The sequence below is a fragment of the Kitasatospora sp. NPDC008050 genome, assembly GCF_042957465.1.
Lineage (GTDB): Bacteria > Actinomycetota > Actinomycetes > Streptomycetales > Streptomycetaceae > Kitasatospora.
This window is the reverse complement of sequence record NZ_JBIBIJ010000001.1, coordinates 325,691-350,756: the sequence shown is the minus strand read 5'-3', so window position 1 is coordinate 350,756 and position 25,066 is coordinate 325,691. Positions and strand designations below refer to the sequence as shown.

The window sequence follows — 25,066 nt, the reverse complement described above, 5'->3', positions numbered from 1 at the left end:
TCAGTAACGGCGTACGGTGGCGGCCCGGGCGAGCGCGAGCAGCGTCTCCCGGGCCGCCTCGTCCTTCACCGGCGCGGCGGCCAGCGCGGCCAGCGAGCGCTCCATCAGCTCCTCGATCCGCTGCTCCACCTGTGCGGGCGCGCCGCTGTCGGCCACCAGCGCGCTCAGCTCGGCGATCTCGGCGGCCGTCAGGTCCGCCGCCCCCAGCCGCTGGTCCAGCCGGGCCGCCTCGGCCCGCGGCAGCGCGCGCAGCGCGAGCGCGACCAGCAGGGTGCGCTTGCCCTCGCGCAGGTCGTCACCGGCCGGCTTGCCGGTCACGGCGGGGTCGCCGAAGACGCCGAGCAGGTCGTCGCGCAGCTGGAAGGCCTCACCCAGCGGCAGCCCGAAGTCGCCGTACGCGGCGACCAGTTCCTCGCTCGCCCCGGCGAGCCGGGCGCCCACCTGGAGCGGCCGCTCGATGGTGTACTTGGCCGACTTGAAGTGGAGCACCGTGGTGGCCCGGGTCAGCGCCAGCTCGTCGGTCGAGTCGCCGGCCACCGGCTCCAGCACGTCCAGGTACTGACCGGCCATCACCTCGGTGCGCATCAGGTCGAAGACCGGCTTGGCGGCCAGCACCGCCGACGCGTCCAGGCCGCAGCGCACGAAGAGCTGGTCGCACCAGATCAGCAGCAGGTCGCCGAGCAGCAGCGCGGCCGCCGCCCCGTACTGCTCGCGGTCGCCGCGCCAGCCCTGCTCGCGGTGCAGCGCCTCGAAGCGGCGGTGCATCGAGGGCAGGCCGCGCCGGGTGTCGCTGCGGTCCATCAGGTCGTCGTGCACCAGGGCGCTGGCCTGCAGCAGCTCCAGTGCGGCGGCCGCGTTGGCGATCCCGCTGGTGCCGTCGCCCGCGCCGTTCGTGCCGTCCTCGCCGCCGGCGCCGCGCCAGCCCCAGTAACAGAAGGCCGGGCGCAGCCGCTTGCCGCCGTCCAGCAGGAAGTCCCGCAGTGCGTCGGCGGCCGCCACCAGGTCCGGGGAGATCGAGCTCAGCAGCGCGTGCTGCTCGGTCATGAACCGGCTGAGCGCGGCGTCCACCTGGGTGCGGGCACCGGCCTGGTCGAGCGGTCGCGCGGGCGTGGGGCTGGGCGAGGTCACGAGGCACTCCGGAGTCACGTGGGTGGAGATCAGACTAGCCGGGCCGCCGGACGGTGCGGCGCAGCAGCTGTCACCGGGTACCGGAGCCGGCCGCCCGCCCCAGCGGGCGGACAGATTGTCTCAAGTGTTGAGCAATACTTGTCCGCCTCGCCGCTGCGACGGCTACTCTGCGAGCATGGCACTCGGCACTCCGTCCACCAGAACCGACCGCGCGCTCACGGTCCGCGAACTCCTGGCGGCTGGGAAGCGTTCGTACTCCTTCGAGTTCATGCCCCCACGCAGTGAGACGGCCGAGCACAAGCTCTGGGCCGCGATCCGCCGCCTGGAGGGCCTCAACCCGAACTTCGTCTGTATGACGTACGGCGCCGGGGGCTCCTCGCGGGGACGCACCGTCAACATGGTCGGCCGGATCGCCACCGAGACGACGCTGACGCCGGTCGCCCACCTGACCGCCGTCGACCACTCGGTGGCCGAGCTGCGCAACATCATCGGCCAGTACGCCGACCAGGGCGTGCGCAACGTGCTCGCGGTGCGCGGCGACCCGCCCGGCGACCCGAGCGCCGAGTGGGTGCGCCACCCGCAGGGCGTCACCTACGCCTACCAGCTGGTCGAACTGATCAAGTCGATCGGCGACTTCTGCGTGGGCGTGGCCGCCTTCCCGCAGATGCACCCGCGCTCCAGCGACTGGGACCAGGACATCCGGCACTTCGTGGCCAAGATGCGGGCCGGTGCCGACTACGCGATCACCCAGATGTTCTTCGAGGTCGAGGACTACCTGCGGCTGCGCGACAAGGTGGTGGCGGCCGGCTGCGAGGCGCCGATCATCCCGGAGATCATGCCGGTGACCAACGTCAAGCAGCTGGAGCGGTTCCCGCAGCTGAGCGGTTCGGCCTTCCCCGCGGAGCTGGACGCCCGGCTGCGCGCGGTGGCCGACGACCCGGTGGCGCTGCGCGAGGTGGGCATGGAGCACGCCACCGCGATGTCCGAGCGGCTGCTCGCCGAGGGCGCGCCGGGCCTGCACTTCATCACTCTCAACGGCTCGACGGCCACCCTGCAGATCTACCAGAACCTGGGCCTGCACCGGGGTTGACGGCCGTGGTGGCGGGGATGTGGGGCGGCGGCGGTCGAACAGGTACAGTCGCCGCACACGCGCGCCGCGCGCCGGGCTGTGCTGGAGGACGCTGATGGGCATCGGGATGCTGGCGTTGTATGCGGCGCTCGCCGTGGTCGCGCTCTGGCTGGTGGCCGAGCTGCTGCTGCAGAACCGTGCGCCGCTGCACTGGCGGGGTCTCGCGCTCGGCGGATTCCTGCTGGTGGCGGCCGGGATGGCGATCCACTCGGTGCCGGTGATCGCGGTGGGAGCCCTGGGCTTCGCCGGCGGGCAGGCGATGGTGACCCTCTCCGTCAAGCGCGGTTACGCCAAGGGCTGGTCGCTGCGGGCCGCCGACGGCTCGCTCCCCGGACCGCTCGCCAAGGTGCCGCTGCTCAGCGCGGCCACCGGGGGTGCGGCGGCGGTCGCCGCCGCGGCGGTGGCGCAGAAGAAGGTCGGCGAGGTCGGCCCGATCGAGGAGTCCGAGCAGCGGGTGCTGCCGGAGCCGGTGCTGCCGCAGGCGGCCGAGGACGGCGACTACGGCGTCTACGAGACCGTCTACGAGCCGTCGGCCGGCCCGGTCCCCGACCCGATGGCGCTTGGCACGGGCGGCCAGTTCACCGATGGCCAGTTCACCGGTGGTCAGTACGCGCAGGGCCAGTTCGTCGACGGTCAGTTCGCGGGTGGCCAGTTCGCCGAGGGCCAGTTCGCGCAGGGCCAGCCGATGGGTGGCCAGCCGATGGCGCAGGAGCAGCTGATGACGCCCGGTCAGCAGCAGCCCGGGTACGGCTACGCCGAGCAGCCGCAGTTCGACCCGCAGTACGGCTACCAGCAGCAGGAGTACGCGGCCTACTACCAGGAGCAGCAGCAGCCCTACGCGCCGTACGAGCCGCAGTGGCAGCAGCAGCCCTACGACCCGAGCCAGTACCAGCCCGAGTACACCGTGCCGCAGCAGCACATCCCGCAGCAGCAGTCGTACGAGTACTACCAGCAGCAGCCGCAGCCCGAGGCCTGGCAGTAGCACCGCGCGGGCCGTCCGCCCGTCCGTCCGCTCCGGCCGCTCGCTCGCTCCGGCCGGCAGCCCGTCAGGCGGGCCCGATCAGCCCCGCCACCACGCAGGCCGACATGCCGGCCCGGGCCAGCCCGCCACCCGGGTGCGCGGCCCCGCCGAGCAGGTAGTGCCCGTCCTGTCCGGTGCTGTTGGCCGGCTGGAGGAAGGCCCCGCCGGCGCCCGCGAGTGCCGGGCGCGGCACGGCGCCGCCCGGGGCCAGCGTCTCCCGCTCGGTGTCCGCCGGGGTCCGCACCACCCGCCAGAGCACCCGCTCGCCGAGGCCGAGCCCGGCCGCGTCCGCGTGGGCGATCAGCTGGTCGGCGAAGCGGTCGGCGACGCCCGGGGCGGTCCAGTCCAGCCGCGCCTGGGAGGGGACGGTCACGGTCAGGGTGACCGCCTCGTGCTCCTCGTCCGGGCGGCCCGACGGATCGTCAGGACGCAGTACCTGCACGGTGGGACGCTCGGGCAGGCTGGGCCCGCTGCCGAATACGGCCGCCAGCTCCGCGCTCCGGTCGGCGGCGTGCACCACGGTGCGCTGCGCGGTGCCGGGCGGGCGGGCACCGCGCAGCGCGAGCAGCACGCTGACCCGTCCCGGCAGTGCGGCCTCGGTGGGCGCCGGGCGCAGCACCAGGTCGGCCTCGGGCGGGTCCTGGCCGACGCGGGTGTCGAAGCGGAACTCCACCCCGCGCTGCTCGCACCGCCGGTACACCGCCTCGGCCAGGGCCCGCAGTCCGCCCCGCACCGACCAGACGCCGAAGGTCTGCTCCATGTACGGGATCACGGTGGCGCCGGCCGGGGCGGTGCGCGGGTCGAAGCCGAACCGCAGCGCGTACTCGGTGAGCAGCGCGGTCAGCGCCGGGTGCCCGCCCAGCTCGCGGGCGGCGATCTGGTCCAGGGTCGGCGCCGGGCCGCCGGGCCGCAGCCGGGCCAGGCCGCGGCGCGGGGCGGCGGGGTAGGGGTCGGTGCCGAGCGCGCCGGGGTCGGCGGGCAGCGGCTCCTCCAGCAGCGGGCGGCGGGTGGCCTCCCAGACGGTGCGGCCGCGGTTCATCACCGCGCCCCAGCGCTCACCCGCCCCCGCGCCGAGCGCCGTGTCCAGCGCCTGCGCGACGCCGCCGCGGGAGGCGTTGGGCAGGGCCAGCGCGGTGCCGTCGGCGAACAGGTGCCGGCTCTCGGGGTCCACCGGGGCCAGCTCGACCAGCTGCTCCAGCGGTTCCCGGCCGGTCTTGAGCGCCAGGTCGCGGTAGACGGCGGGCAGCGTCAGCAGCGTCGGTCCGGTGTCGAAGGCGAAACCCTCGCGCTGGTACCGGCCGAGCATCCCGCCGTAGGTCCCGGCCGCCTCGCAGACCGTCACCCGGTGCCCGACGGTGGCCAGCCGGGCCGCCGCCGCCAGTCCGCTGATGCCCGCTCCGATGATGACGATCCGTGCCATGACGCGTGATCCTAATCGGCATCGGCCGGCTGCTGCGCCAGTGCCCGGGCCACGGCGCGGGCGAAGGCGTCCGGGTTGTCCAGCATCACGTTGTGCCCCGCCTCGGGGATCGCGAAGTGGCGCACCCCCGGGCCCGGCAGGTGCGCGGTGCCGTCCGCGGCGGGGTACACGAAGGCGCGTGGGATCGGCAGCTCCAGCAGCAGCTCGCGCATGGTCGGGCTGGTGCCCCGGGCCAGGTGCACCGCGCTGCGGTACAGCGCGGTGCGCCCGGCCAGCCGCATGGTGGACCACCAGTGCGGACCGACCGCCTCGCGCACCTCGCGCCAGCCGCCGGCCAGGAACTCCGCCTCCTGGTAGGCGGCGATCCCGCGGCTGCCGCCGCGCCCGGGCCCGGGCGGGATCGGGTCGAGGTTGGCGTCCACCAGGACCAGCGCCGCCACCAGCTCGGGGTGCCGGTGCGCCAGCACGATCGCCACCGCTCCGCCCATGCTGTGCCCGATCACCTCCGCGCCGCCGACCCGGGCCGCGCGCAGTGCCGCCGCGACGGCGTCGGCATGGGCCTCCAGCGTGTACGGGAAGTCGGTGGGCCGATCGCTGAGGCCGAAGCCCAGCAGGTCGAGCAGGAGCGAGCGGCGCCCGGCGAGCAGCGGGTGGGCGGCGCCGGCCGCGAAGTACGCGGGGGAGCTGGCGCCCAGGCCGTGCAGGTAGACGCGGGTCGGTGCGTCGGCGGCGCCGGGCAGTTCGACCCAGCGGATCAGGTCGCCGGCGGGGGTGACGGGGGCAGCGTGCACAGAAACCATCCTCGATATCTAGGTACCTCGAAGCCGAGGTATGACATCGTAGCCCCATGCTGAAGCTGGCGATCCTCGGATTTCTCTACGAGCAGCCGTTGCACGGCTACGAACTGCGCCGTCACCTGGCGGCGCTGGCCGGTCACGTCCGGCCGATCAGCGACGGCACGCTCTACCCGGCGATCAAGAAACTGGAGGCGGCGGGCCTGCTGCGCCGCGAGACCGAGCCCGGCAGTGCCGCCGCGCCCCGGCACACCCTGCACCTGACCGAGGCCGGCCGGGCCGAGCTGCTGGCCGCCCTGCGGGTGCCGGACGAACTGGACATCAGCGACGAGAACCGCTGGTTCACCCTGCTCGCCTTCCTGCGCCACCTGGACGGCGAACCGGGCGCCCAGCGGGCCGTGCTGGAGCGCCGGCTGGCCTTCCTGCGGACCCCGGCCAGCTTCTTCTACGACGGTGAGCGCCCGATCGGTGCCGAGGAGCTGGCCGACCCGTTCCGCCAGGGCATGCTGCTGATCGCCCGGGCCACCACCAGGGCCGAACTGGCCTGGCTGGAGAGCACCCTGGCCGCGCTGCCGGCCTGACCGGCGCCGGGCCGGCGGTGGACCTGCCGGTACCGGGCGGGCCTGCGATCGTGCCGGGCGGGATTGTCAGTGCCGGGCGCGAGCATGGCGGTGGACGGGTCGACCGGCCCGCACCACCCGCTGGACCGGGGGAGAGACCATGACCGTCGCCGACCTCCATGGGGACACGTCCCGGCCACCGGCCGTGGGCGAGCTCCCGCTGCGCTCCGTTGACGTGCACCCGGTGCTGCTCAAGGCCGGTGCCCCGCCCGCCGCCCGCGACCTGCTCGCCCAGGCCCACCGCACGCTGCTCGCGGCCGCCGCTTCCCAGGACCCGCTGGAGCGCTACGCCACCGCGCACCTGGCCGCCCTGCGCACCACCGCGGCGGTGCTCGCGGTGCGCGGCCGCCCGGAGAAGAACCCGCGTCGCCGAAAAGCCATCCGCAGTGCCTGGGAGGTGCTGCCCGAGGTGGCCCCCGAGCTCGCCGAGTGGGCGCTCTACTTCGCCGCCGGTGCCGCCAAGCGGGCGGCCGCCGAGGCCGGGGTGCCCGGCGCGGCCTCGGCGCGCGACGCCGACGACCTGATCCGCAATGCCGCGCTCTTCGTCCGCTTGGTCGAGCGGGTCCTGCAGCTGGGAGGCAATAGGATCGAAGGCGACTGAGCCGCCGGCCTCCTGAAGGAGACGACCCTTGTACCCGACGCGTCCTCGCAGCGCCCTGCGCACCGCCGTGGTCTGGGAGGTGGTCAGGGCGGCGCTGGAGCGCCGCGCCACCGAGCTGGACCAGCCGGTGCTGGACGTGTTGGACACCGGCGGCGGGACGGGCAACTTCGCCGTCCCGGTGGCCCGGCTCGGCCACCGGGTCACCGTGGTGGATCCCAGCCCCGACGCGCTCTTCGCCCTCGAACGCCGGGCGGCCGAGGCCGGGGTGACCGACCTGGTGCGCGCGGTGCAGGGCGACACCCAGACGCTGCCCGAGGTGATCGCCCCGGCCTCGGTGGACGCGGTGCTCTGCCACGGCGTCCTGGAGGTGGTCGACGACCCCGCGGAGGCGCTCGGCCACCTGACCGCCACCCTGCACAAGGGCGGCCTGGTCAGCCTGCTGGCCGCCAACCGCAACGGCGCGGTGCTCGCCCGGGCGCTGGCCGGCCACTTCGACGAGGCCCGCACCGTGCTGGACGCCCCCGACGGCCGCTGGGGCGCCGGCGACCCGATGCCGCGCCGCTTCACCGCCGATGAGCTGCACCGGCTGGCCGCCGACAGCGGCCTGCGGGTGGCCTCGGTGCACGGCGTGCGGGTCTTCGCCGACCTGGTGCCCGGCGTCCTGGTGGACACCGAGCCCGGCGCCATGGAGGCGCTGCTCAAGCTGGAGGAGGCCGCGGCCCAGCAGCCCGCCTTCCACGCCGTCGCCACCCAGCTGCACCTGCTCGCCCACCTCGGCTGAGCCCACCCGCCCCTTGGTTCACCTGGGCGGGCACTCGGCGGCCGCCACATGCGTTTCCCTGGTGGTGGGGAGGGGCGGATGTGGCGGACACGACCGGTCGCCGCCCACCCCGGAACCCGTCGACGGACCGTATGATCTGGGTAAAGCCAGAACGCATGACGGCCTGACGCATGGGGCATATGGACCACAACAAGGCCAGGTGGCGGACCGGTCGCCCCGCGACCGACGAGTAGGAGGACTCCGTGCCGCTCTCGGAGCACGAGCAGCGACTGCTCGATCAGATGGAGCGAGCGCTGTACGCCGAAGATCCCAAGTTCGCGACGGCGCTTGAGGGAACCGGGCTGCGCACACACACCCGCCGGCGGGTGTACCTGGCCGCGGCGGGATTTGTGGTCGGAGTGGCCCTCCTGATGGGAGGCATGATCATTCAGCCGCAGCAGATCTGGCTGAGCGTGATCGGCTTCCTGGTGATGCTCGGCTGCGCGCTGGTCGCGGTGGCCGGCTGGCGCAAGAACCCCGTGGTCGGGCCGGGCCCCGGCGGCCTGCGGGCGGCTCCGCCGGTCCGGCGCAAGGCCAGCGTGATGGACCGGATGGAGCAGCGCTGGCAGCGCCGTCGGGACGAGCACGACGGCCTCTAGGCACGATCGACCGAAGGAGGCCGGGCGCACGGAGCCCGGCGCGGGAAGTCAATCGAACGAAGCACAGTGGGCGGGTGATCCTCTCGGATCGCCCGCCCACTGTGCTGTCCGGCCTCAGCCGGTCGGCCCCGGAGGCCGCCCGGCCCTGGGGCCGGGCGGCCGATCCTGCCGGACGCCCTAACCCTGGTCCCGCCGACGGCGCCGCAGCCGGCTCAGCGGTCGGCCGAGCGCGCCGGCCAGCCGCCGCCGCGCGGCCTGCCCGCGCAGCCGCGCCGACAGCATGCGGTCCGACAGCCGCCAGACCAGCCGCGCCGCCGAGGGCGGCAGCAGGGCCGCGCGCAGCCGCTGCCCGCGGCCGGCCGAGGCCCGCAGGCGCTGGTGCACCGTGCGGACGTCGGATCCCAGTGCGGGCTGCGGCCCGGCCTCGCGGGCGTACAGCACCTGTTCGGTGGCCAGCGCCACCCGGCCCACCGCGGCCCGGCCCGGCTCGTCCAGGTCGGCCGCCAGGCTGATCCGCTCCCCGGTGTGCCGCGGGCTGTGCGCCTGGTCGGGCGGGATGCCCAGGTCCCAGGCGGTGTCGATCAGCTCCGCCCAGGCCGCCAGCACCTGCTCGTCGGTGAGCTGCCCACCGGGGCCGCCCGGCCCGCGCCGGCCGCCGCCCAGCCGGCGCCGGCGCAGCCGGGCCCGCCAGAGCATCGGCGACAGCAGCAGGAGCAGCACGGCCGCACCGGCCGCGATCAGCCCCAGCACCTGCCCGGACAGGCCACCGGAGGCGGGCGCCGCCACCGTCGGCAGCTGCTGCGGCTCCTGCTGGCCGCAGCCGCCCTGCCGGCGGCCCGGCGCCCCGCAGCTGGAGTCGGCCGAGGGCGCCGACTGCGCGGGGGCGTCGGCCCGGGCGGAGGGCTGCTCGGTGGGCGCGTTCTGGCTCGGCGCGACCTGCGGCCCGCTGTAGTCCGGCGCCACCCCACGGCTCGGGGTGGGCTCGAACCGCATCCACCCGGCGCCGGAGAAGTACAGCTCGGGCCAGGCGTGGTAGTCCTTGGAGCCCACCACGTAGTTCCCGTTGCCCTGGTCGGCGCCGGGCGCGAAGCCCACCGCGACCCGGGCCGGGATGCCCAGGGTGCGGGCCATCGCGGCCATGGTGGCCGCGAAGTGCACGCAGAAGCCCTTGCGGTCCTGCAGGAAGGTGGCGATCGCGGTCGGCCCGGTGCCCGGGTCCACCGAGGAGCTGTAGACGAACCCACCGGTGGTGGTGAACCAGTCCTGCAGCGCCACCGCCTTGTCGTAGTCCGAGCTCCTGCCGTTGGTGACCTGCAGGGCCAGCTGCTTGACCACGGCCGGCAGGTTGGCCGGCAGCTTGGTGTAGTGATCGGTGATCGAGCCGGGCGCCGGCGGCGCCGCGCGCAGCTGGTCGGCGGTCGGCATGACGTCCAGCGAGGTCACCGTGTAGTTCAGGCCGGTGGCCTTCTGCCCCCGGTCGCCGATCACCGCGCCGACGTCCGGCTCGAAGCGCCAGTTGCCCGACACGTCGACCCGGCTGATCGGGTAGGGGGCCGGCAGCCAGTCGGTGCTCAGGCTGCTGGAGATCTGGATCTGGGTGTCCATCGGGCTGGTCGCCACGTCGCTTCCGAGCCCGGTGGGCCGCGGCATGGTGCTGGGCACCGTTTCGGCCGACTGGTTGCCCGGCTTCCACTCGACGCCGTTGAACTCGTCCAGCGCGGTGATCCGCAGGTAGGCGGTGGCCAGCGCCGGGTCGTCGCCGTGGTACTGGATCAGCTCCTGGTTGTCCGGCCGGCGCAGCCCGTCGGTCAGCGAGACCACCGGGTTGAGCGCGTTGATGCTGCCGTTGCCCGAGCCGGAGCCGCCGTCGCCGAAGCCGCCGTTGACCAGGCTGAGGTCCCAGTTGGGTGCCAGCACCGGCAGCAGCAGTGCGCAGGCCAGCGCGATCACGCCGATCCGGTGGCCGCCGGTGGGCAGCCCGTCGCGGCTCTCGGGGGCGCCGGCGCCGCGGAAGACCCGGCCCCAGCGGGAGAGCCGGTCGCGGCCCTCGGCGAAGAGCAGCATCAGGTAGCCGCCGCCGGCCGCCAGGAACCAGAGCCAGCTGGCGCCGCCCGCGGAGCCGGCCAGCCCGGTGCCCACCGAGTAGAGGGCCAGCAGCGGCAGGCCGGCCGGCGCCGCCTTGCGGTAGGTGACCGCCAGCGCGTCCACCGCGACCGCCACCAGGGCGACCGCGGCGATCAGCAGGAACCGCAGGCCCGCGGTGGCCGGGGCCGGGATGGCGTAGGAGCTGATGTCGTTGCCGGCGGCGGTCAGCAGATTGTTGAAGGCCGACAGGGTGCCCGGGCCCGGCAGCACCCCGGCGGTGAAGCTTCCGCCCACCGAGCCGAGCAGCAGCAGGTAGCAGACCACCACCAGCTGGGCCAGCACGATCAGTGGGCGGGCCGTCGCCAGTCGGCGCAGCCCGGCGCCGACCAGGGCGACCACCACGATCAGCAGACCGGCGGACTGCACCCAGCCGGAGGGCCGCAGCAGCGGGGTCAGGCCGAGCATCGCCAGCCCGGTGGCCAGCGCCGCGTACAAGGTCAGTCTCGCGCGCGTGGTCACGCGCCCACCCCCTTCGAGCGCCGGCCGCTGCCGGCCTGGGCCTGATGCCGGTCCGCCAGTCGCCACAGTTCGGGCACCGAGTCCCCGGCCCGGACGGGCAGCACGGTCCAGCCGGCCTCGCGCAGCAGCCGCAGCTGCCGGTCGTTCTCCTCGGCCTCGGCGTCCGGGAAGAGCTGACGCAGGCCGGCCCAGGTCCCGGTGTCCAGCACGAAGGCGATCGCCGCCCCCGTGCGGCGCCGCAGTCGGCCGAGTTCGGCCAGCTGTTCGTCCTCCAGCTCGCCGAGGATCGCCACCAGCAGCCCCTCGCCGCCCAGCCGCAGCACCTCCTCGGCGCGGGCCAGCCCGCTGCCGTGGGAGTGCTCCAGCACGGCCAGCGAGTCCAGCAGCAGGCCGACCGACTCGCTGACCGAGCCGCTGCCCCCGGAGCTGATCGCGGGGACCTGGATACCGCTGTCGGTCAGCAGCCGGGTCCGGTAGCCGCGCTCCATCAGGTGGTTGCCGACCGAGGCCGCGCAGCTGACCGCCCACTCGAAGGAGGAGGCGGGGCCGCTGCCCCGGTGCCCGGTCGCGCGGGTGTCGAGCAGCACGGTGGCGCGGGCGCGCAGCGGCTGCTCCTCCCGGCGCACCATCAGCTCGCCGTACTTGGCGGTGGACTTCCAGTGCACCCGGCGCAGGTCGTCGCCGTGCCGGTACTCGCGCGGCACGGTGTCGTCGTCGCCGGCCAGCGCCACCGCACGGGACATGCTGTCGCCGTAGCCGGCCCACTCGCCGGACAGCCGCACCGGCGGCAGCACCTGCACCTGGGGGACCACGGTGAGGGTGTCGGAGGCCGTGAAGGCCCGGGTCAGCTCGACCATCCCGAACGGGTCGCTCAGCCGCAGCTGGAGCGGGCCCAGCGGGTAGCGGCCGCGCAGGTCGGAGCGGACCCGGTAGGAGACCTCGCGGTAGCCGCGCGGCTCGACCCGGTCCAGCACGAAGCGCGGACGCGGGCCGAGCACGTAGGGCACCCTGTCCTCCAGCATCAGCAGGCCGGTGGGGGTGCGCGAGATGTTGTCCACCCGCAGGTGCACCCGCGCCTCCTGGCCGGCCGTCGCCCGGTGCGGGGTGAGCCGGCGGCCGCTGGCCACCCGGTAGCGGGTGCGCAGCATCAGCAGGGCGGCCGCCAGTGGCAGCGCGGCCAGCAGCATCCCGACCCGCAGCAGCGCGCTCTGGCCCAGCAGGTAGGAACAGGCCACCGCGGTCACCCCGGCGGCGAGGAAGGAGCGGCCGCGGGTGGTCAGGCCACGCAGCCCGGCGCGGAAGCCGGACGGTTCACCTGCTGGAGCCACCTCAGGACCGCCGACCGAGACCGCCGGCGCCCGGACCCTGCGGGTGCGGGATCGGCACCCGGGCGACCAGCTCGGCGACGATCTGCTCGGCGCTGCGCCGGCTCAACTGGGCCTCGGCGGTGGGCAGCAGGCGGTGCGCCAGGATCGGCACGGCCAGCGCCTGCAGGTCGTCGGGGAGCACGTACTCGCGTCCGGCCAGCGCGGCCGCGGCGCGGGCGGCCCGGATCAGGTGCAGGGTGGCCCGGGGGGAGGCGCCCAGGCGCAGCTCGGGCGACTGGCGGGTGGCGGTGACCAGCTCGACCGCGTAGCGGCGGATGCTCTCGGCCACGTGCACGGTGCGGACCAGGTCGATCAGCTTGAGGATGTCGTCGGCGTGCGCGACCGGCTGCAGGTCCTCCAGCGGGGAGCTGCCGCCGTGCGAGTCCAGCATCGCCAGCTCGGCCTCGGGGCTCGGGTAGCCGATCGAGATCCGGGCCATGAAGCGGTCCCGCTGGGCCTCGGGCAGCGGGTAGGTGCCCTCCATCTCCACCGGGTTCTGGGTGGCCACCACCATGAACGGCAGCGGCAGCTCGTAGGTGGTGCCGTCGATGGTGACCTGCCGCTCGGCCATCGACTCCAGCAGTGCCGACTGGGTCTTGGGCGAGGCCCGGTTGATCTCGTCACCGACCACGATCTGCGCGAAGATCGCGCCGGGCCGGAACTCGAAGTCCATCCGCTGCTGGTCGAAGACGTTGGTGCCGGTGACGTCCGAGGGCAGCAGGTCGGGGGTGAACTGGATGCGGCGCACCGTACAGTCCACCGACCGGGCCAGCGCCTTGGCCAGCATGGTCTTGCCCACGCCCGGCACGTCCTCCAGCAGCAGGTGCCCCTCGGCCAGCATCACGGTCAGCGCCAGGCGCACCGCTTCCGGCTTGCCCTCGATCACACTCTCGACCGAGGAGCGGACCCGCTCGATGACCGCGCTCAACTCGGGCAGGCCCACCGATCCCATCGGGACCGCCGCCGCAGACCGCGGGGTGACCCCGTGCCTGTCGAGACCGGCCTGCTCGTTGTAGGTCGTCACCCGTTCGCTCCTCGCCCCTGCTCACGCCGGTCCGTTGACCCGGAGCCGGCCCCACCCGGTCAGACGCGGCCAGGGCCCGGTTCGGATCACGGTCCGATCGAAGCTCGGGGTTGGGCTCGCGGGCGGACCGTCTCCGGTGGTCGAGATGCCGGTCCGCAGCCGCATTCTTCCCTGAGCGGCGACCAGAAGTCACCCGATGGGGGCGAGGGCGAGGGCGTGGGCGGGTCGGAGCGGGAGTCAGTGCACCTCGCGCAGCAGACCGGTGTGCACGTCGAAGACGAAGCCGCGGACATCGTCCGTGTACGGCAGGAACGGCGAGGTGCGCACCCGCTGCATGGACTGGCGCACATCGCCGTCCAGGTCGACGAAGGACTCCACGGCCCACTGCGGGCGCTGGCCCACCTCCAGCTCCAGCTCGTGGCGGAAGTCCTCGGTCAGGCCGAGCAGGCCGCAGCCGGTGTGGTGGATCAGTGCGACCGATTGGGTGCCGAGGGCACGCTGGCTGATGGTCAGCGAGCGGATGGTGTCGTCGGTCACCACGCCGCCGGCGTTGCGGATCACATGGGCGTCGCCGAGTTCGAGGCCGAGTGCGGCGAACAGGTCGAGGCGCGCGTCCATGCAGGCCACCACGGTGACCTTCCGCACCGGACGGGCGTCCATGCCGCCGTCCCTGAACCCTTCCGCGTAGCCGCGGTTGGCGGTGACGAAGCGATCGATGATCGTCTCAGTGGCCGAGGCAGTGGGGCCGGTGGGGGAGATACCGTCTGGGGTCACTGTCATAGGTACGACGTTAGTAGGAATCGGGTGGGTGTGGTGAGCCCGATTTCCGATCCGTCGGCCGGTGTGACGCAGCGCATAGGGGTGCGCGTGGCGCAAGGCGACGCCAGAGGCTCGGACGGTAGTCTGACGGTCCGTACGCGGCCCGCGGCCTCCTCCCGCTCCGTGCCACCTGACGCACCTTCCCCGGCGCCGGGCGGTAGCGCCTTCCCCCCAGCGAGCGGGCGGGGACCCCGGGCGGCGTCCGGGAGCGCCGGTGTTGTGGGCGAGAATGGGGCGGATCACGGCTCCCGGCGCCCGCAGGCGGCTGACGGGCGGCACCCGCACCGAGGAAAGGCGCCCCCGCGCATGGCCACTGGCACACCGGAACCCAAGCACGTCCCGGTCATGCTGCAACGCTGCATGGACGCGCTGGCCCCGGCGATCAGCGCACCCGGTGCGGTGGTGGTGGACGCCACCCTGGGTCTGGGCGGGCACAGCGAGGCGCTGCTGCGTCAGTTCCCCGAGGTCCGGCTGGTCGCGGTGGACCGCGACCCGGTGGCGCTGCGGCTGTCCGGCGAGCGGCTGGCGCCGTTCGGCGAGCGGGCCACCCTGGTGCACGCGGTCTACGACGAGATCCCCGAGGTGCTGGCCGATCTCGGCATCGCCGAGGTCCAGGGCCAGCTCTTCGACCTCGGCGTCTCCTCGATGCAGCTGGACGAGGCCGAGCGCGGCTTCGCCTACGCCCAGGACGCCCCGCTGGACATGCGGATGGACCAGAGCCGCGGACTGAGCGCGGCCGAGGTGCTCAACACCTACACCCACGGGCAACTGGCCCGGATCCTCAAGGTCTACGGCGAGGAGCGGTTCGCCGGGAAGATCGCCTCGGTGATCCTGCGGGAGCGCGAGAAGGAACCGTTCAGCAACAGCGCGCGTCTGGTGGAGTTGGTGCGCAACGCGATCCCGGCGGCGACCCGGCGCACCGGCGGCAACCCGGCCAAGCGGACCTTCCAGGCGCTGCGGATCGAGGTCAACGGCGAGCTGGAGGTGCTCGACCGGGCCATCCCGAACGCGCTCGGGGTGCTGGCGCTCGGCGGGCGGATCGCCGTGATGTCCTACCAGTCGCTGGAGGACCGCCTGGTCAAGCAGTACTTCGCGGCCGGTGCCACCAGCACCGCGCCACCCGGGCTGCCGTTCATCCCCGAGGAGCACCAGCCCTGGCTCAAGCTGATCACCCGCGGTGCCGAACTGGCCACCGAGGCGGAGATCGAGGAGAACCGGCGCGCCGCGCCCGTGCGGCTGCGGGTGGCGGAGAGGATCCGGAGTACGAAGACCCGGGGCTAGGTCCTGACCGGACCCAAGGCCGTACGGGGGGCGATGACGGGCGAGGGCGTGAAGGTGAACCGGGAGAACAGGGTGCAGGCGGACCAGCGGAGCAGGCTGCTGCCCGGGCAGCCGGGACGGGCCCGGATCACCGTGCGGCCCGGGCGCCCGGCGCGCGGCGGGCGCGGGCGGATGCCGTTCGCGGTGCTGATGGTGCTGCTGCTGGCCTCCGGGCTGCTCGGACTGCTGATGCTGAACACGGCGCTCAACGAGGGCTCCTTCGAGCTGACGAAGCTGCAGAAGCAGACCACCACCCTGACCGACCAGCAGCAGAGCCTGCAGCAGCAGATCGACCACGCCGGGGCCCCCGACGCGCTGGAGCGCAGCGCCCGCCAGCTCGGCATGGTGCCCGGCGGGGACCCGGCCTTCCTGCAGGACGACGGCAAGGTGCTCGGCAGCCCCGGGCCCGCCAAGGACAGCCCGCCGGTCAAGCGCACCGGCGTCGACCTGTGGCCGGCCGCCGGCCCCGCCGCGCCCGCCCCGGCCGCCGCCCCGGCTCCCGCGGGCGGGTCCGTCGATCCGGCGGCAGGTGCCGAGGGCTCGCTGCGGGTCGACCCCGTCAGCCCCGCGCCGAGCCAGAGCCCCGGTGCGAGCCCGTCCGCAACCCCCAGCCCGAGCCCGAGCGGAAGCCCCCGATGACCACCCCACGCCGCCCCGGCAACCCAGGCGAGCGCCGTGAGCGGCCCGCCGCCCCCCAGCAGCGCCGCACCGGTGAACGGCCGCGCGGGCCCCGCGACCAGCCGCCGAAGGCCGCCGCCAAGCCGTCGGGCGCGGCCAGGGCCGCCGGGCGGCCGCCCACCCGGCGTCCGGCTCCCGCCAAGCGCCCCGCAGCGGCCCGCCGCCCTGCCGCCCGCCCGCCGGCGCGCCGGCTCAGGCTGGCCGACCCCAAGCGCCGGCTGCGGGTGGTCACCATCGCGCTGGCCGTGGTCTTCTCGATCTTCGCCGGGCGCCTGGTGCAGATCCAGCTGGTCGACTCCAGCGCGCTGGCCGCCGACGCCAGCACCTACCGCTACGTGGAGGTCACCCTCCCCGCGAACCGCGGCTCGATAACGACCGCCGACGGCGTGGCGCTGGCCACCACGGTGGACGCCTACGACATCACCGCGGACCCGACCATGTTCACCCCCGAGGCGCTGCACATCCCCGACGGCCCCGAGCAGGCCGCGGACCTGCTGGCGCCGATCCTGAACATGCCCCGGGACAAGGTGATCGCCAAGCTGCGCACGCCCAAGACCAAGGGCATCACGGTGGCCCCCCAGCAGAGCCCGCAGACCCGCAACCAGATCACGGACCTGCAGACCGCGCTCACCAAGAAGGTCGACACCAAGGCCTGCCGGGCGCAGAAGCAGCAGGCCGCCAAGCCGGTCGGCCAGGGCGGCCGCAGCAGCATCGACGACGCCTGCGCCAATCCGCTGGTGGGGATCTTCTCGAAGGAGACCTCCAGCCGGGTCTACCCGGCCGACGGCCTGGCGTCCAACCTGGTCGGCTTCGTCAACAGCGAGGGCACCGGGGCCGGCGGCCTGGAGCTGCAGTACCAGAAGCTGCTGGCCGGACAGGCCGGTCACCGCACCTCGGCGGTCTCCGGCGGCCAGCCGATCCCCACCGGCAGCGGCACCACCCAGCAGGACGCGGTGCCCGGCAGCGATGTGCGCCTGACCATCAACCAGGACATCCAGTGGGCCGCCCAGCGGGCCATCACCGACCAGGTGAGCACGGCCGGCGCGGAAAAGGGCTATGTGATCGTCCAGGACGTGAAGAGCGGTCAGGTCCTGGCCATGGCCACCTCGCCCGGCTTCAATCCCAACGACCTGAGCACCGCCACCGCCGACCAGCTCGGCAACCCGGCCCTGCAGGACGCCTACGAACCGGGCAGCACCGCGAAGCTGATGACCATGTCCGCCGTGCTGGACACCGGCAGCGCCACCTGGGACAGCCACGTGACCGTCCCCGGCACCCTGCAGCGCGCCGACCGGGTCTTCCACGACGACGTCGACCACGACACCTGGTACCTGACCCTGGCCGGGGTGCTCGCCAAGTCCTCCAACATCGGCACCATCGAGGCCGCCGAGCACCTGGGCAAGGACCAGCAGCAGTCGAACCAGATCCTCGGCGGCTACCTGCAGAAGTTCGGCATCGGGCAGCCCAGCGGCCTCGGCTTCCCCGGGGAGACCCGCGGGATCCTGGCGAACCCGGCCGACTGGAAGGGCTCGCAGCAGTACACCATCCCGTTCGGCCAGGGCCTGTCCGTCAACGCGCTGCAGGCCACCTCGGTCTTCTCCACCATCGCCAACGGCGGCGTCCGGGTGGCGCCCAGCCTGGTGGCCGGGGTGACCGGCCCGGACGGCCGCTACACCCCCGCCGCCGCGCCCGCGCAGACCCGGGTGGTCAAGCCGGAGACGGCCAAGACGGTGAGCGAGATGCTGGAGTCGGTGGTCACCGACGAGCAGGGCACCGGCAACGCCGCCCAGATCCCCGGCTACCGGGTGGCCGGCAAGACCGGCACCGCCAACCGGGTGGACCCCAAGACCGGCAAGTACAACGGTTACACCGCCTCCTTCATCGGCTTCGCGCCCGCCGATGCGCCCCGGGTCACGGTCTCCTGCGTGATCCAGAACCCGGTCAACGGGCACTTCGGCGGTCAGCTCTGCGGTCCGGTCTTCAAGCAGGTGATGGAGTTCACCCTCAAGACCCTCCAGGTGCCGCCGAGCGGCAGCGCGGCGCCCAACCTGCCCGTCGACTGGAAGCCCTGAAATCATGGCCACATCTGTGAACCACCTCACATCCAGCGGCCCGGTCCAGGGGGCTGACCGAGGCTCACTTGGCTTCCGGAGCCCTGGGGCCGATAGCCTGCCCGCCGTGCCGAAATCAGACCAAACCCGTGTGAGCCCACCCCGCCCGAGTGCGGCGGTGCCCGTCCCGCTCGCCGAGATCGCCGAACTGCTGGGCGTCGCGGCGGTCGAGGGCGAGCCGGCCACCGGCATCACCCACGACTCGCGCGCGGTGCGACCGGGCGACCTCTACGTCGCCTTCGCCGGGGCCAACCACCACGGTGCCGCCTTCGCGGCCCAGGCCGCGGCGGCCGGAGCCGTCGCCCTCCTCACCGACCCGGCGGGCGCCGAGCAGGCCGCGACGGCCCTGACGGGCGACCTGGCCGTGCCGGTCCTCGTGGTGGCCAGCCCCCGCGAGTTCATGGGCGCGCTGGCCGCCCGGATCTACGGCGACCCCTCGCAGGCGCTGCTGACCATCGGCATCACCGGCACCAACGGCAAGACCACCACCTCGTACCTGATCGAGGGCGGCCTCAAGGGCGCCGCCCGCACCCCGGGGGTGATCGGCACGGTGGAGATGCGGGTCGGCAGCGAGCGGATCAAGAGCGAGCGCACCACCCCCGAGGCCACCGACCTGCACGCGATCCTCGCCGTGATGCGCGAGCGCGGGGCCGACGCGGTGGTGATGGAGGTCTCCAGCCACGCGCTGGTCTTCGGCCGGGCCGACGGCGTCGGCTACGACGTGGCCGTCTTCAACAACCTGACCCCGGAGCACCTCGACTTCCACCCGGACATGGAGGACTACTACCGGGCCAAGGCGCGGCTCTTCGAGGCCGGCCGCAGCCGGGCCGGGGTGGTCAACCTGGACGACGCCTACGGTCGCCGGCTGGCCGCCGAGGCCGCCATCCCGGTCAGCAGCTTCTCCGCCACCGGCGCCGCCGAGGCCGACTGGCGCGCGGTGGACGTGCAGCTGGGCCCGATCGGCTCGACCTTCCGGGTGCTGGGCCCCGACGGCCAGGCGGCCGACGCCGCCGTGCCGCTGCCCGGGCCGTTCAACGTGGCCAACGCGCTGGCCGCGATCACCGCGCTGGTCACCGCCGGGCTGCCGCTGGCCGAGGTGGTGGCCGGGGTGGCCGCGGTGCCGGGCGTGCCGGGCCGCCTGGAGCGGGTGGACGCCGGGCAGGACTTCGTCGCCGTGGTCGACTACGCGCACAAGCCGGACGCGCTCGACGCGGTGCTGGCCTCGCTGCGCGAGGTCACCAAGGGCCGGCTGCACGTGGTGGTGGGCTGCGGCGGCGACCGCGACCCCTTCAAGCGCGCCCCGATGGGCAGGAGCGCCGCCCTGCTCGCCGACACCGCCGTGCTGACCAGCGACAACCCGCGCTCCGAGGACGCGCTGGCGATCCTGGCCAGCATGCTGGTCGGCGCGCTGGAGGTCCCCGAGGCCGAGCGCGGCGAGGTCCTGCTGGTGCCGGACCGGGCGGCGGCGATCGCCGCCGCGGTGGCCCGCGCGCACGCCGGGGACACCATCCTGGTGGCCGGCAAGGGCCACGAGCTGGGTCAGTACGTCAAGGGCGAGGTCCGCCCGTTCGACGACCGGGAGGTGCTGCGCGAGGCCATTGTGCGCAGCCACCCCCAGTCCCGAGGAGTGGAGCAGCCGTGATCGCACTGACCCTGGCCGAGGTGGCCGCCGCGACCGGCGGTGAACTGGCCGACGGGGCCGACCCGCAGGCGCTGGTGACCGGACCGCTGGCGATCGACTCCCGCAAGGCGGCGCCCGGCGGCCTGTTCGCCGCCTTCCGCGGCGAGCGGGTGGACGGACACGACTACGCCGCGGCGGCCGTCGCGGCCGGCGCGGTGGCGGTGCTCGCCGAGCGCCCGCTGGGCGTACCCGCGGTGCTCGTCGCCGACGTGCAGGTGGCGATGGGCCGGCTCGCCCAGGCGGTGGCCGACCGGGCCGGCGCCGCGGTGGTGGCGCTGACCGGCTCGGCCGGCAAGACCAGCACCAAGGACCTGATCGCCCAGCTGCTGACCAGGATCGGCCCGACGGTCTTCACCGAGGGCTCGCTCAACAACGAACTCGGCTTCCCGATGACCGCGACCCGGGTCGAGGCGGACACCCGCCACCTGGTGCTGGAGATGGGCGCCCGGCACAAGGGCGACATCGCCTACCTGTGCTCGCTGGCCCGTCCCTCGATCGGCCTGGTCCTCAACGTCGGCAGCGCGCACCTGGGGGAGTTCGGCTCCAAGGAGGGCATCGCCGAGGCCAAGGGCGAACTGGTCGAGGCGCTGGCCGAGGACGGCGTCGCGGTGCTGAACGCGGACGACCCGCTGGTGCGGGCGATGGCCTCGCGCACCCGGGCCAGGGTGGTCACCTTCGGCGAGACCCCGGGCGCCGACGTCCGGGCACAGGACGTTCGCCTGGACTCCACCGGGCGGCCATCGTTCACGCTGAGCACCCTGGCCGGTTCCGCGCGCGTACAACTGCGCCTGTACGGTGAGCACCACGTCTCGAACGCCCTCGCCGCCGCCGCGGTGGCGATGGAGCTCGGACTGTCCGTCGACGACACCGCCGCTGCCCTGGGCGAGGCGGGTGCGCTGTCCCGCTGGCGCATGGAGGTCGTCGACCGGGCCGATGGGGTCACCGTCGTGAACGACGCGTACAACGCGAACCCGGAGTCGATGCGGGCCGCGCTGCGCACGCTCGCCACGATGGGCGGCCGCGGCCCGGAGCGCCGCCGCACCTGGGCGGTGCTCGGGGAGATGCGGGAGCTCGGCGAGGAGAGCCTCGACGAGCACGACGCCATCGGGCGGCTCGCGGTCCGACTCGACGTCACCAAGCTGGTGGCGGTGGGCGGACGGGAGGCGGCCTGCATGGAACTGGGCGCGAGGAACGAAGGTTCGTGGGGTGAGGAGTCGGTGCTGGTGTCCGACGCGGACGCGGCGGTCGAGCTGCTGCGCGGTCAGCTGCGGCCAGGGGACGTGGTGCTGGTGAAGGCCAGTCGATCGGTGGGCCTGGAGCGGGTCGCACAGGCCCTGTTGGCGGACGGTGCCGCTCAGTGAAGCAGATTCTCTACTCCGGACTGATCGGCCTGGTGCTGTCGCTGTTCGGCACCCCGGCACTGATCCGGCTGCTGGCCCGGCACGGTTACGGCCAGATGATCCGTGACGACGGCCCCAAGGCGCACCACAGCAAGCGCGGTACGCCGACCATGGGCGGTATCGCGTTCATCCTGGCGACCCTGATCGCCTACGCGCTGACCAAGGTGATCACCGGCGACCAGCCGCGCGCCTCGGGCCTGTTGGTGCTCTTCCTGATGTCGGGTCTGGGCCTGGTCGGCTTCCTGGACGACTACATCAAGGTGGTCAAGCAGCGCTCGCTGGGTCTGCGGGCCAAGGCGAAGCTGCTCGGGCAGTCCTTCGTGGGTCTGGCCTTCGCGATCCTGTCGCTGCAGTTCCACGACCCGCGCGGGCTGACCCCGGCCTCCACCAGCCTCTCCTTCATCCAGGACTTCAGCTGGTCGATCGGCCCCGTGCTGTTCGTCATGTGGGCGTACTTCATGATCGCCGGCATGTCGAACGGCGTGAACCTGACGGACGGTCTGGACGGCCTGGCCACCGGCGCCTCCGTGATGGTCTTCGGCGCCTACGTCTTCATCGGCGTCTGGCAGTACGGCCAGTCCTGCGACCGGTTCGTGACCGCGACCGCCAACTGCTTCGAGGTCCGCGACCCGCTGGACCTGGCGGTGGTGGCCTCGGCGCTGATGGGTTCCTGCTTCGGCTTCCTGTGGTGGAACACCTCGCCGGCCAAGATCTTCATGGGCGACACCGGTTCGCTGGCCCTCGGCGGCGCGCTGGCGGGTCTGGCGATCTGCTCGCGCACCGAGCTGCTGCTGCCGCTGCTCGGCGGCCTCTTCGTGATCATCACCCTGTCGGTGATCATCCAGGTCGGCTCGTTCCGGCTGACCGGCAAGCGCGTCTTCAAAATGGCACCACTACAGCACCACTTCGAGCTCAAGGGCTGGAGCGAAGTGCTGATCGTGGTCCGGTTCTGGATCATCCAGGGCCTGTGCGTGGCGGTTGGCCTCGGCATCTTCTACGCGGGATGGGTGAGCGGTTGAGCACGACACCGAACTGGGCGGGGCTGCCGGTCACGGTCGCGGGCCTGGGTGTCTCCGGGATCAGCGCGGCCCGGGTCCTGCGTGAGCTGGGCGCCGAGGTCACCGTGGTGGACGGCGGCGACAGCCCCGCGCTGCGCGCCCGGGCGGCCGAGCTGACGGCCCCTTACACCTCCGGCTTCCAGGTGCGGCTCGGCGACGGCGACACGCTGCCCGAGGGCACCCGACTGGTCGTCACCTCGCCCGGCTGGCCGCCGAGCAGCCCGCTGTTCGCGGCCGCCGACGCGGCCGGTGTGCCGGTCTGGGGCGACGTCGAGCTGGCCTGGCGGCTGCGCAGGCCGCTGCCCGCCACCGGCGAGCCGGCCCCCTGGCTGGCCGTCACCGGCACCAACGGCAAGACCACCACGGTCCAGATGCTGGCCTCGATCCTGACCGCGGCCGGCAAGCACACCGCCGCCGTCGGCAACGTCGGGGTCTCGGTGCTGGACGCCGTCCTCGCGGGCTTCGACGACTCCGCCGCCGGCAGCGGGGAGCAGCCGTACGACGTGCTCGCCGTCGAGCTGTCCAGCTACCAGCTGCACTGGGCGCCCTCGCTGCGCCCGCACTCGTCGGCCGTGCTCAACCTGGCGCCCGACCACCTGGACTGGCACGGCTCGATGGCGGCCTACGGCGCCGACAAGGGCCGGATCTACCAGGGCAACCAGGTCGCCTGCGTCTACAACCTGGCCGACCCCGCCACCGAGGAGCTGGTCCGCGAGGCCGACGTCGAGGAGGGCTGCCGGGCGATCGGCTTCGGCCTCGACGCCCCCGCGATCTCCCAGTTCGGTGTGGTGGACGGCCTGCTGGTGGACCGGGCGTTCGTCCCGGACCGGGCCAAGAACGCGGCCGAGATCGGCTCGGTCGGCGACGTCGAGCCGCCGGCCCCGCACAACATCGCCAACGCCCTGGCGGCCGCCGCCCTGGCCCGCGCCTACGGCGTGGACGCCAAGGCGGTGCGCGAAGGCCTGCGGGCCTTTCGGCCGGACGCGCACCGGATCGCCTTCGTCGCCGAGGTCGACGGGGTGCGCTGGATCGACGACTCCAAGGCCACCAACCCCCACGCCGCCGCCGCCTCGCTGGCGGCCTACGAGCCGATCGTGTGGATCGCCGGCGGCCTGGCCAAGGGCGCGACCTTCGACGAGCTGGCCAAGGGCGCGGCCGCCCGGCTGCGCGCCGCGGTGCTGATCGGCGAGGACCGTGCGCTGATCCGCGCGGCGCTGGCGCGACACGCCCCGGATGTACCAGTGATCGAGGCGGCCGAAGGCCAGACTGGCGCGGTGGCGATGGCGGAGGTGGTGCGCACCGCCCGGGGCCTCGCCCGATCGGGCGATACCGTGCTCCTTGCGCCGGCCTGCGCCTCGATGGACATGTTCACCAACTACGGCGAGCGGGGCGACCTGTTCGCCGAGGCGGTGCGGGGGCTGACGGACTGACGATACGAACCGGGAGAGGGGCAGGCGCCGTGGCGGGTCAGGGCAAGGCGGCCACCCGGCCGCCGCGCGGCGGGGCCGCCCCGCCGGAGCGCGGCGCCGCCTCCTCGACCGGCAGCGGCGGCCCCGGCCCGGCGCTGATCTCGGCGACCAGCACGATCTTCAAGACCGAGGGCCTGACCGGGCGCCTTCGCGCGCTGCGCGATCGGCTGCGCTGGACCCTGGGCCGTCCGCTGACGCCCTACTACCTGATCCTCGGCGCGGCCTCGCTGCTGCTGGTGCTCGGCCTGGTGATGGTCTTCTCCTCCTCCAACATCACCGCCATCCACCAGGGCCTGCCCGGCCTCTTCTACTTCCGCAAGCAGCTGGTCGCGGTGGTGCTCGGGACGGTGCTGCTGATCGCCGCCGCCAAGGTGCCGGTGGCCGTGCACCGGGTGCTGGCCTATCCGGTGCTGCTCGCCTCGATCGGCGCCATGGTGCTGGTGGCCATCCCCGGCATCGGGATGAAGGTCAACGGCAACCGGAACTGGCTCAACTTCGGCTTCTTCCAGGTCCAGCCCTCGGAGTTCGCCAAGCTCGCGCTGCTGCTCTGGGGGGCCGACCTGCTGGCCCGCAAGCAGAAGGCCGGCACCCTCACCCAGTGGAAGCACCTGCTGGTCCCGCTGGTGCCGGGCGCCCTGGTGCTGCTCATGCTGATCATGCTCGGCGGCGACATGGGCACCTCGATGATCCTGGTGGCGATGGTCTTCGCGCTGCTGTGGATGGTCGGCGCCCCGCTGCGGCTCTTCGTCGCGACCCTCGGCGTCGCCGTGGTGGCCTGCACCGCGCTGATCATCACCGTGCCGCACCGGCTCGACCGGCTGGCCTGCATCGGCACCACCAAGCCCTCGCTCGACCATGACTGCTTCCAGGCGCTGCACGGCCTGTACGCCTTCGGACTGGGCGGTACCTTCGGCACCGGGCTGGGCGCCGGCTACGAGAAGTGGGGCCAGCTCCCGGAGGCGCACACCGACTTCATCTTCGCCGCGACCGGCGAGGAACTCGGTCTGGTGGGGACGCTGTCGGTGATCGGTCTCTTTGCGGCACTAGGGTATGCGGGTATCCGAGTGGCCATCGGCACGAAGGACCCCTTCGTCAGGTATGCCGCGGGAGCCGCCACCACGTGGATCATGGCGCAGGCCATGATCAACCTGGGGTCGGCACTGGGACTGCTGCCCATCGCGGGCGTACCCCTCCCGCTGTTCTCCTACGGCGGGTCCGCCATGCTGTCGGCCATGTGCGCCCTGGGGATGCTGCTCTGCTTCGCACGCAGTGTCCCGGGGGCCAAGGCGGCGCTTGCCGCCCGGAGCTCGAAGTCCCGGTTCAGGACAGGTCTGCGCCGGGTGCTGCCACGACGAACCACAGCGCGCCCGGCCGCCAGGCCGCCGCGCAGGGAGCGGTGATTT

At 73.8% G+C, this 25,066-nt stretch carries 21 protein-coding genes; 14 read left to right on the top strand and 7 right to left on the bottom strand.

Annotation, left to right across the window (positions count from 1 at the left end):
- Entirely contained in the window at nt 1-1,128 is a 1,128-nt protein-coding gene (locus tag ACFZB9_RS01445; RefSeq protein WP_391442780.1) for a polyprenyl synthetase family protein, read from the bottom strand.
- 175 nt (nt 1,129-1,303) lie between these two features.
- On the opposite strand from ACFZB9_RS01445, the gene metF reads away from it, so the two are divergent.
- The gene (gene metF / locus ACFZB9_RS01440) at nt 1,304-2,218 is read left to right on the top strand and encodes a methylenetetrahydrofolate reductase [NAD(P)H] (protein ID WP_391442778.1); all 915 of its coding nucleotides are present in this window, start codon (nt 1,304-1,306) and stop codon (nt 2,216-2,218) included.
- A 94-nt stretch (nt 2,219-2,312) separates the two neighbouring features.
- Nucleotides 2,313-3,239 (top strand): hypothetical protein, encoded by a 927-nt coding sequence (locus ACFZB9_RS01435; protein WP_391442777.1) that lies wholly within the window; start codon nt 2,313-2,315, stop codon nt 3,237-3,239.
- A gap of 64 nt (nt 3,240-3,303) precedes the next feature.
- Here ACFZB9_RS01435 and ACFZB9_RS01430 read toward each other — a convergent pair whose 3' ends face one another.
- On the bottom strand, nt 3,304-4,698 hold the full coding sequence (locus ACFZB9_RS01430) for a phytoene desaturase family protein (protein ID WP_391442775.1): 1,395 nt from the start codon (nt 4,696-4,698) through the stop codon (nt 3,304-3,306).
- 11 nt (nt 4,699-4,709) lie between these two features.
- Entirely contained in the window at nt 4,710-5,489 is a 780-nt protein-coding gene (locus ACFZB9_RS01425; protein ID WP_391442773.1) for an alpha/beta fold hydrolase, read from the bottom strand.
- A 56-nt stretch (nt 5,490-5,545) separates the two neighbouring features.
- Between ACFZB9_RS01425 and ACFZB9_RS01420 the strand changes: the two genes are divergently transcribed.
- From ACFZB9_RS01420 to ACFZB9_RS01405, 4 genes are all read left to right on the top strand, one after another.
- Nucleotides 5,546-6,073, top strand: coding sequence for a PadR family transcriptional regulator (locus ACFZB9_RS01420; protein ID WP_391442771.1), 528 nt, complete (start codon nt 5,546-5,548; stop codon nt 6,071-6,073).
- Between the two features lie 139 nt (nt 6,074-6,212).
- Nucleotides 6,213-6,713, top strand: a complete 501-nt coding sequence (locus tag ACFZB9_RS01415; RefSeq protein ID WP_391442769.1) for an SAV_6107 family HEPN domain-containing protein — start codon at nt 6,213-6,215, stop codon at nt 6,711-6,713.
- Between the two features lie 28 nt (nt 6,714-6,741).
- On the top strand, nt 6,742-7,494 hold the full coding sequence (locus ACFZB9_RS01410) for a methyltransferase domain-containing protein (RefSeq protein WP_391442768.1): 753 nt from the start codon (nt 6,742-6,744) through the stop codon (nt 7,492-7,494).
- Between the two features lie 242 nt (nt 7,495-7,736).
- Complete coding sequence (locus ACFZB9_RS01405; RefSeq protein WP_391442766.1) at nt 7,737-8,132, top strand: DUF3040 domain-containing protein; 396 nt, start codon at nt 7,737-7,739, stop codon at nt 8,130-8,132.
- 177 nt (nt 8,133-8,309) lie between these two features.
- Here ACFZB9_RS01405 and ACFZB9_RS01400 read toward each other — a convergent pair whose 3' ends face one another.
- The 4 genes from ACFZB9_RS01400 to ACFZB9_RS01385 form a co-directional block, all read right to left on the bottom strand.
- Nucleotides 8,310-10,736, bottom strand: coding sequence for a transglutaminaseTgpA domain-containing protein (locus tag ACFZB9_RS01400; RefSeq protein WP_391442765.1), 2,427 nt, complete (start codon nt 10,734-10,736; stop codon nt 8,310-8,312).
- Nucleotides 10,733-12,064 (bottom strand): DUF58 domain-containing protein, encoded by a 1,332-nt coding sequence (locus tag ACFZB9_RS01395; RefSeq protein WP_391442763.1) that lies wholly within the window; start codon nt 12,062-12,064, stop codon nt 10,733-10,735. Before ACFZB9_RS01395 ends, ACFZB9_RS01400 begins: the two co-directional genes overlap by 4 nt.
- 1 nt (nt 12,065) lies before the next feature.
- Nucleotides 12,066-13,127, bottom strand: a complete 1,062-nt coding sequence (locus ACFZB9_RS01390) for an AAA family ATPase (RefSeq protein WP_391442761.1) — start codon at nt 13,125-13,127, stop codon at nt 12,066-12,068.
- A gap of 237 nt (nt 13,128-13,364) precedes the next feature.
- Nucleotides 13,365-13,907: a beta-class carbonic anhydrase gene (locus ACFZB9_RS01385; RefSeq protein ID WP_391442760.1), complete on the bottom strand. Its 543-nt coding sequence runs from the start codon at nt 13,905-13,907 to the stop codon at nt 13,365-13,367.
- Between the two features lie 345 nt (nt 13,908-14,252).
- Here ACFZB9_RS01385 and rsmH point away from each other — a divergent pair, with 345 nt between their 5' ends.
- The 8 genes from rsmH to ftsW all read left to right on the top strand — a co-directional run bounded on the left by rsmH (nt 14,253) and on the right by ftsW (nt 25,063).
- Complete coding sequence (rsmH, locus tag ACFZB9_RS01380) at nt 14,253-15,227, top strand: 16S rRNA (cytosine(1402)-N(4))-methyltransferase RsmH (protein ID WP_391442758.1); 975 nt, start codon at nt 14,253-14,255, stop codon at nt 15,225-15,227.
- Between the two features lie 72 nt (nt 15,228-15,299).
- A complete protein-coding gene (locus ACFZB9_RS01375; protein WP_391442757.1) occupies nt 15,300-15,905 on the top strand; it encodes a cell division protein FtsL in 606 nt (201 codons plus the stop codon).
- Nucleotides 15,902-18,016, top strand: coding sequence for a peptidoglycan D,D-transpeptidase FtsI family protein (locus ACFZB9_RS01370; protein ID WP_391442756.1), 2,115 nt, complete (start codon nt 15,902-15,904; stop codon nt 18,014-18,016). The genes ACFZB9_RS01375 and ACFZB9_RS01370 overlap by 4 nt, the downstream gene beginning before the upstream one ends.
- 4 nt (nt 18,017-18,020) lie before the next feature.
- A complete protein-coding gene (locus ACFZB9_RS01365; RefSeq protein WP_391442754.1) occupies nt 18,021-19,697 on the top strand; it encodes a UDP-N-acetylmuramoyl-L-alanyl-D-glutamate--2,6-diaminopimelate ligase in 1,677 nt (558 codons plus the stop codon).
- On the top strand, nt 19,694-21,097 hold the full coding sequence (murF, locus tag ACFZB9_RS01360) for a UDP-N-acetylmuramoyl-tripeptide--D-alanyl-D-alanine ligase (RefSeq protein WP_391442752.1): 1,404 nt from the start codon (nt 19,694-19,696) through the stop codon (nt 21,095-21,097). Before ACFZB9_RS01365 ends, murF begins: the two co-directional genes overlap by 4 nt.
- Nucleotides 21,094-22,155 (top strand): phospho-N-acetylmuramoyl-pentapeptide-transferase, encoded by a 1,062-nt coding sequence (mraY, locus tag ACFZB9_RS01355; RefSeq protein ID WP_391442751.1) that lies wholly within the window; start codon nt 21,094-21,096, stop codon nt 22,153-22,155. The genes murF and mraY overlap by 4 nt, the downstream gene beginning before the upstream one ends.
- Nucleotides 22,140-23,624 carry a UDP-N-acetylmuramoyl-L-alanine--D-glutamate ligase gene (murD, locus tag ACFZB9_RS01350; protein WP_391442749.1) on the top strand — a complete coding sequence of 495 codons (1,485 nt, stop codon included), beginning with the start codon at nt 22,140-22,142 and terminating at the stop codon, nt 23,622-23,624. Before mraY ends, murD begins: the two co-directional genes overlap by 16 nt.
- 29 nt (nt 23,625-23,653) lie before the next feature.
- Nucleotides 23,654-25,063 (top strand): putative lipid II flippase FtsW, encoded by a 1,410-nt coding sequence (gene ftsW, locus ACFZB9_RS01345; RefSeq protein ID WP_391442747.1) that lies wholly within the window; start codon nt 23,654-23,656, stop codon nt 25,061-25,063.
- Nucleotides 25,064-25,066 lie beyond the last annotated feature (3 nt).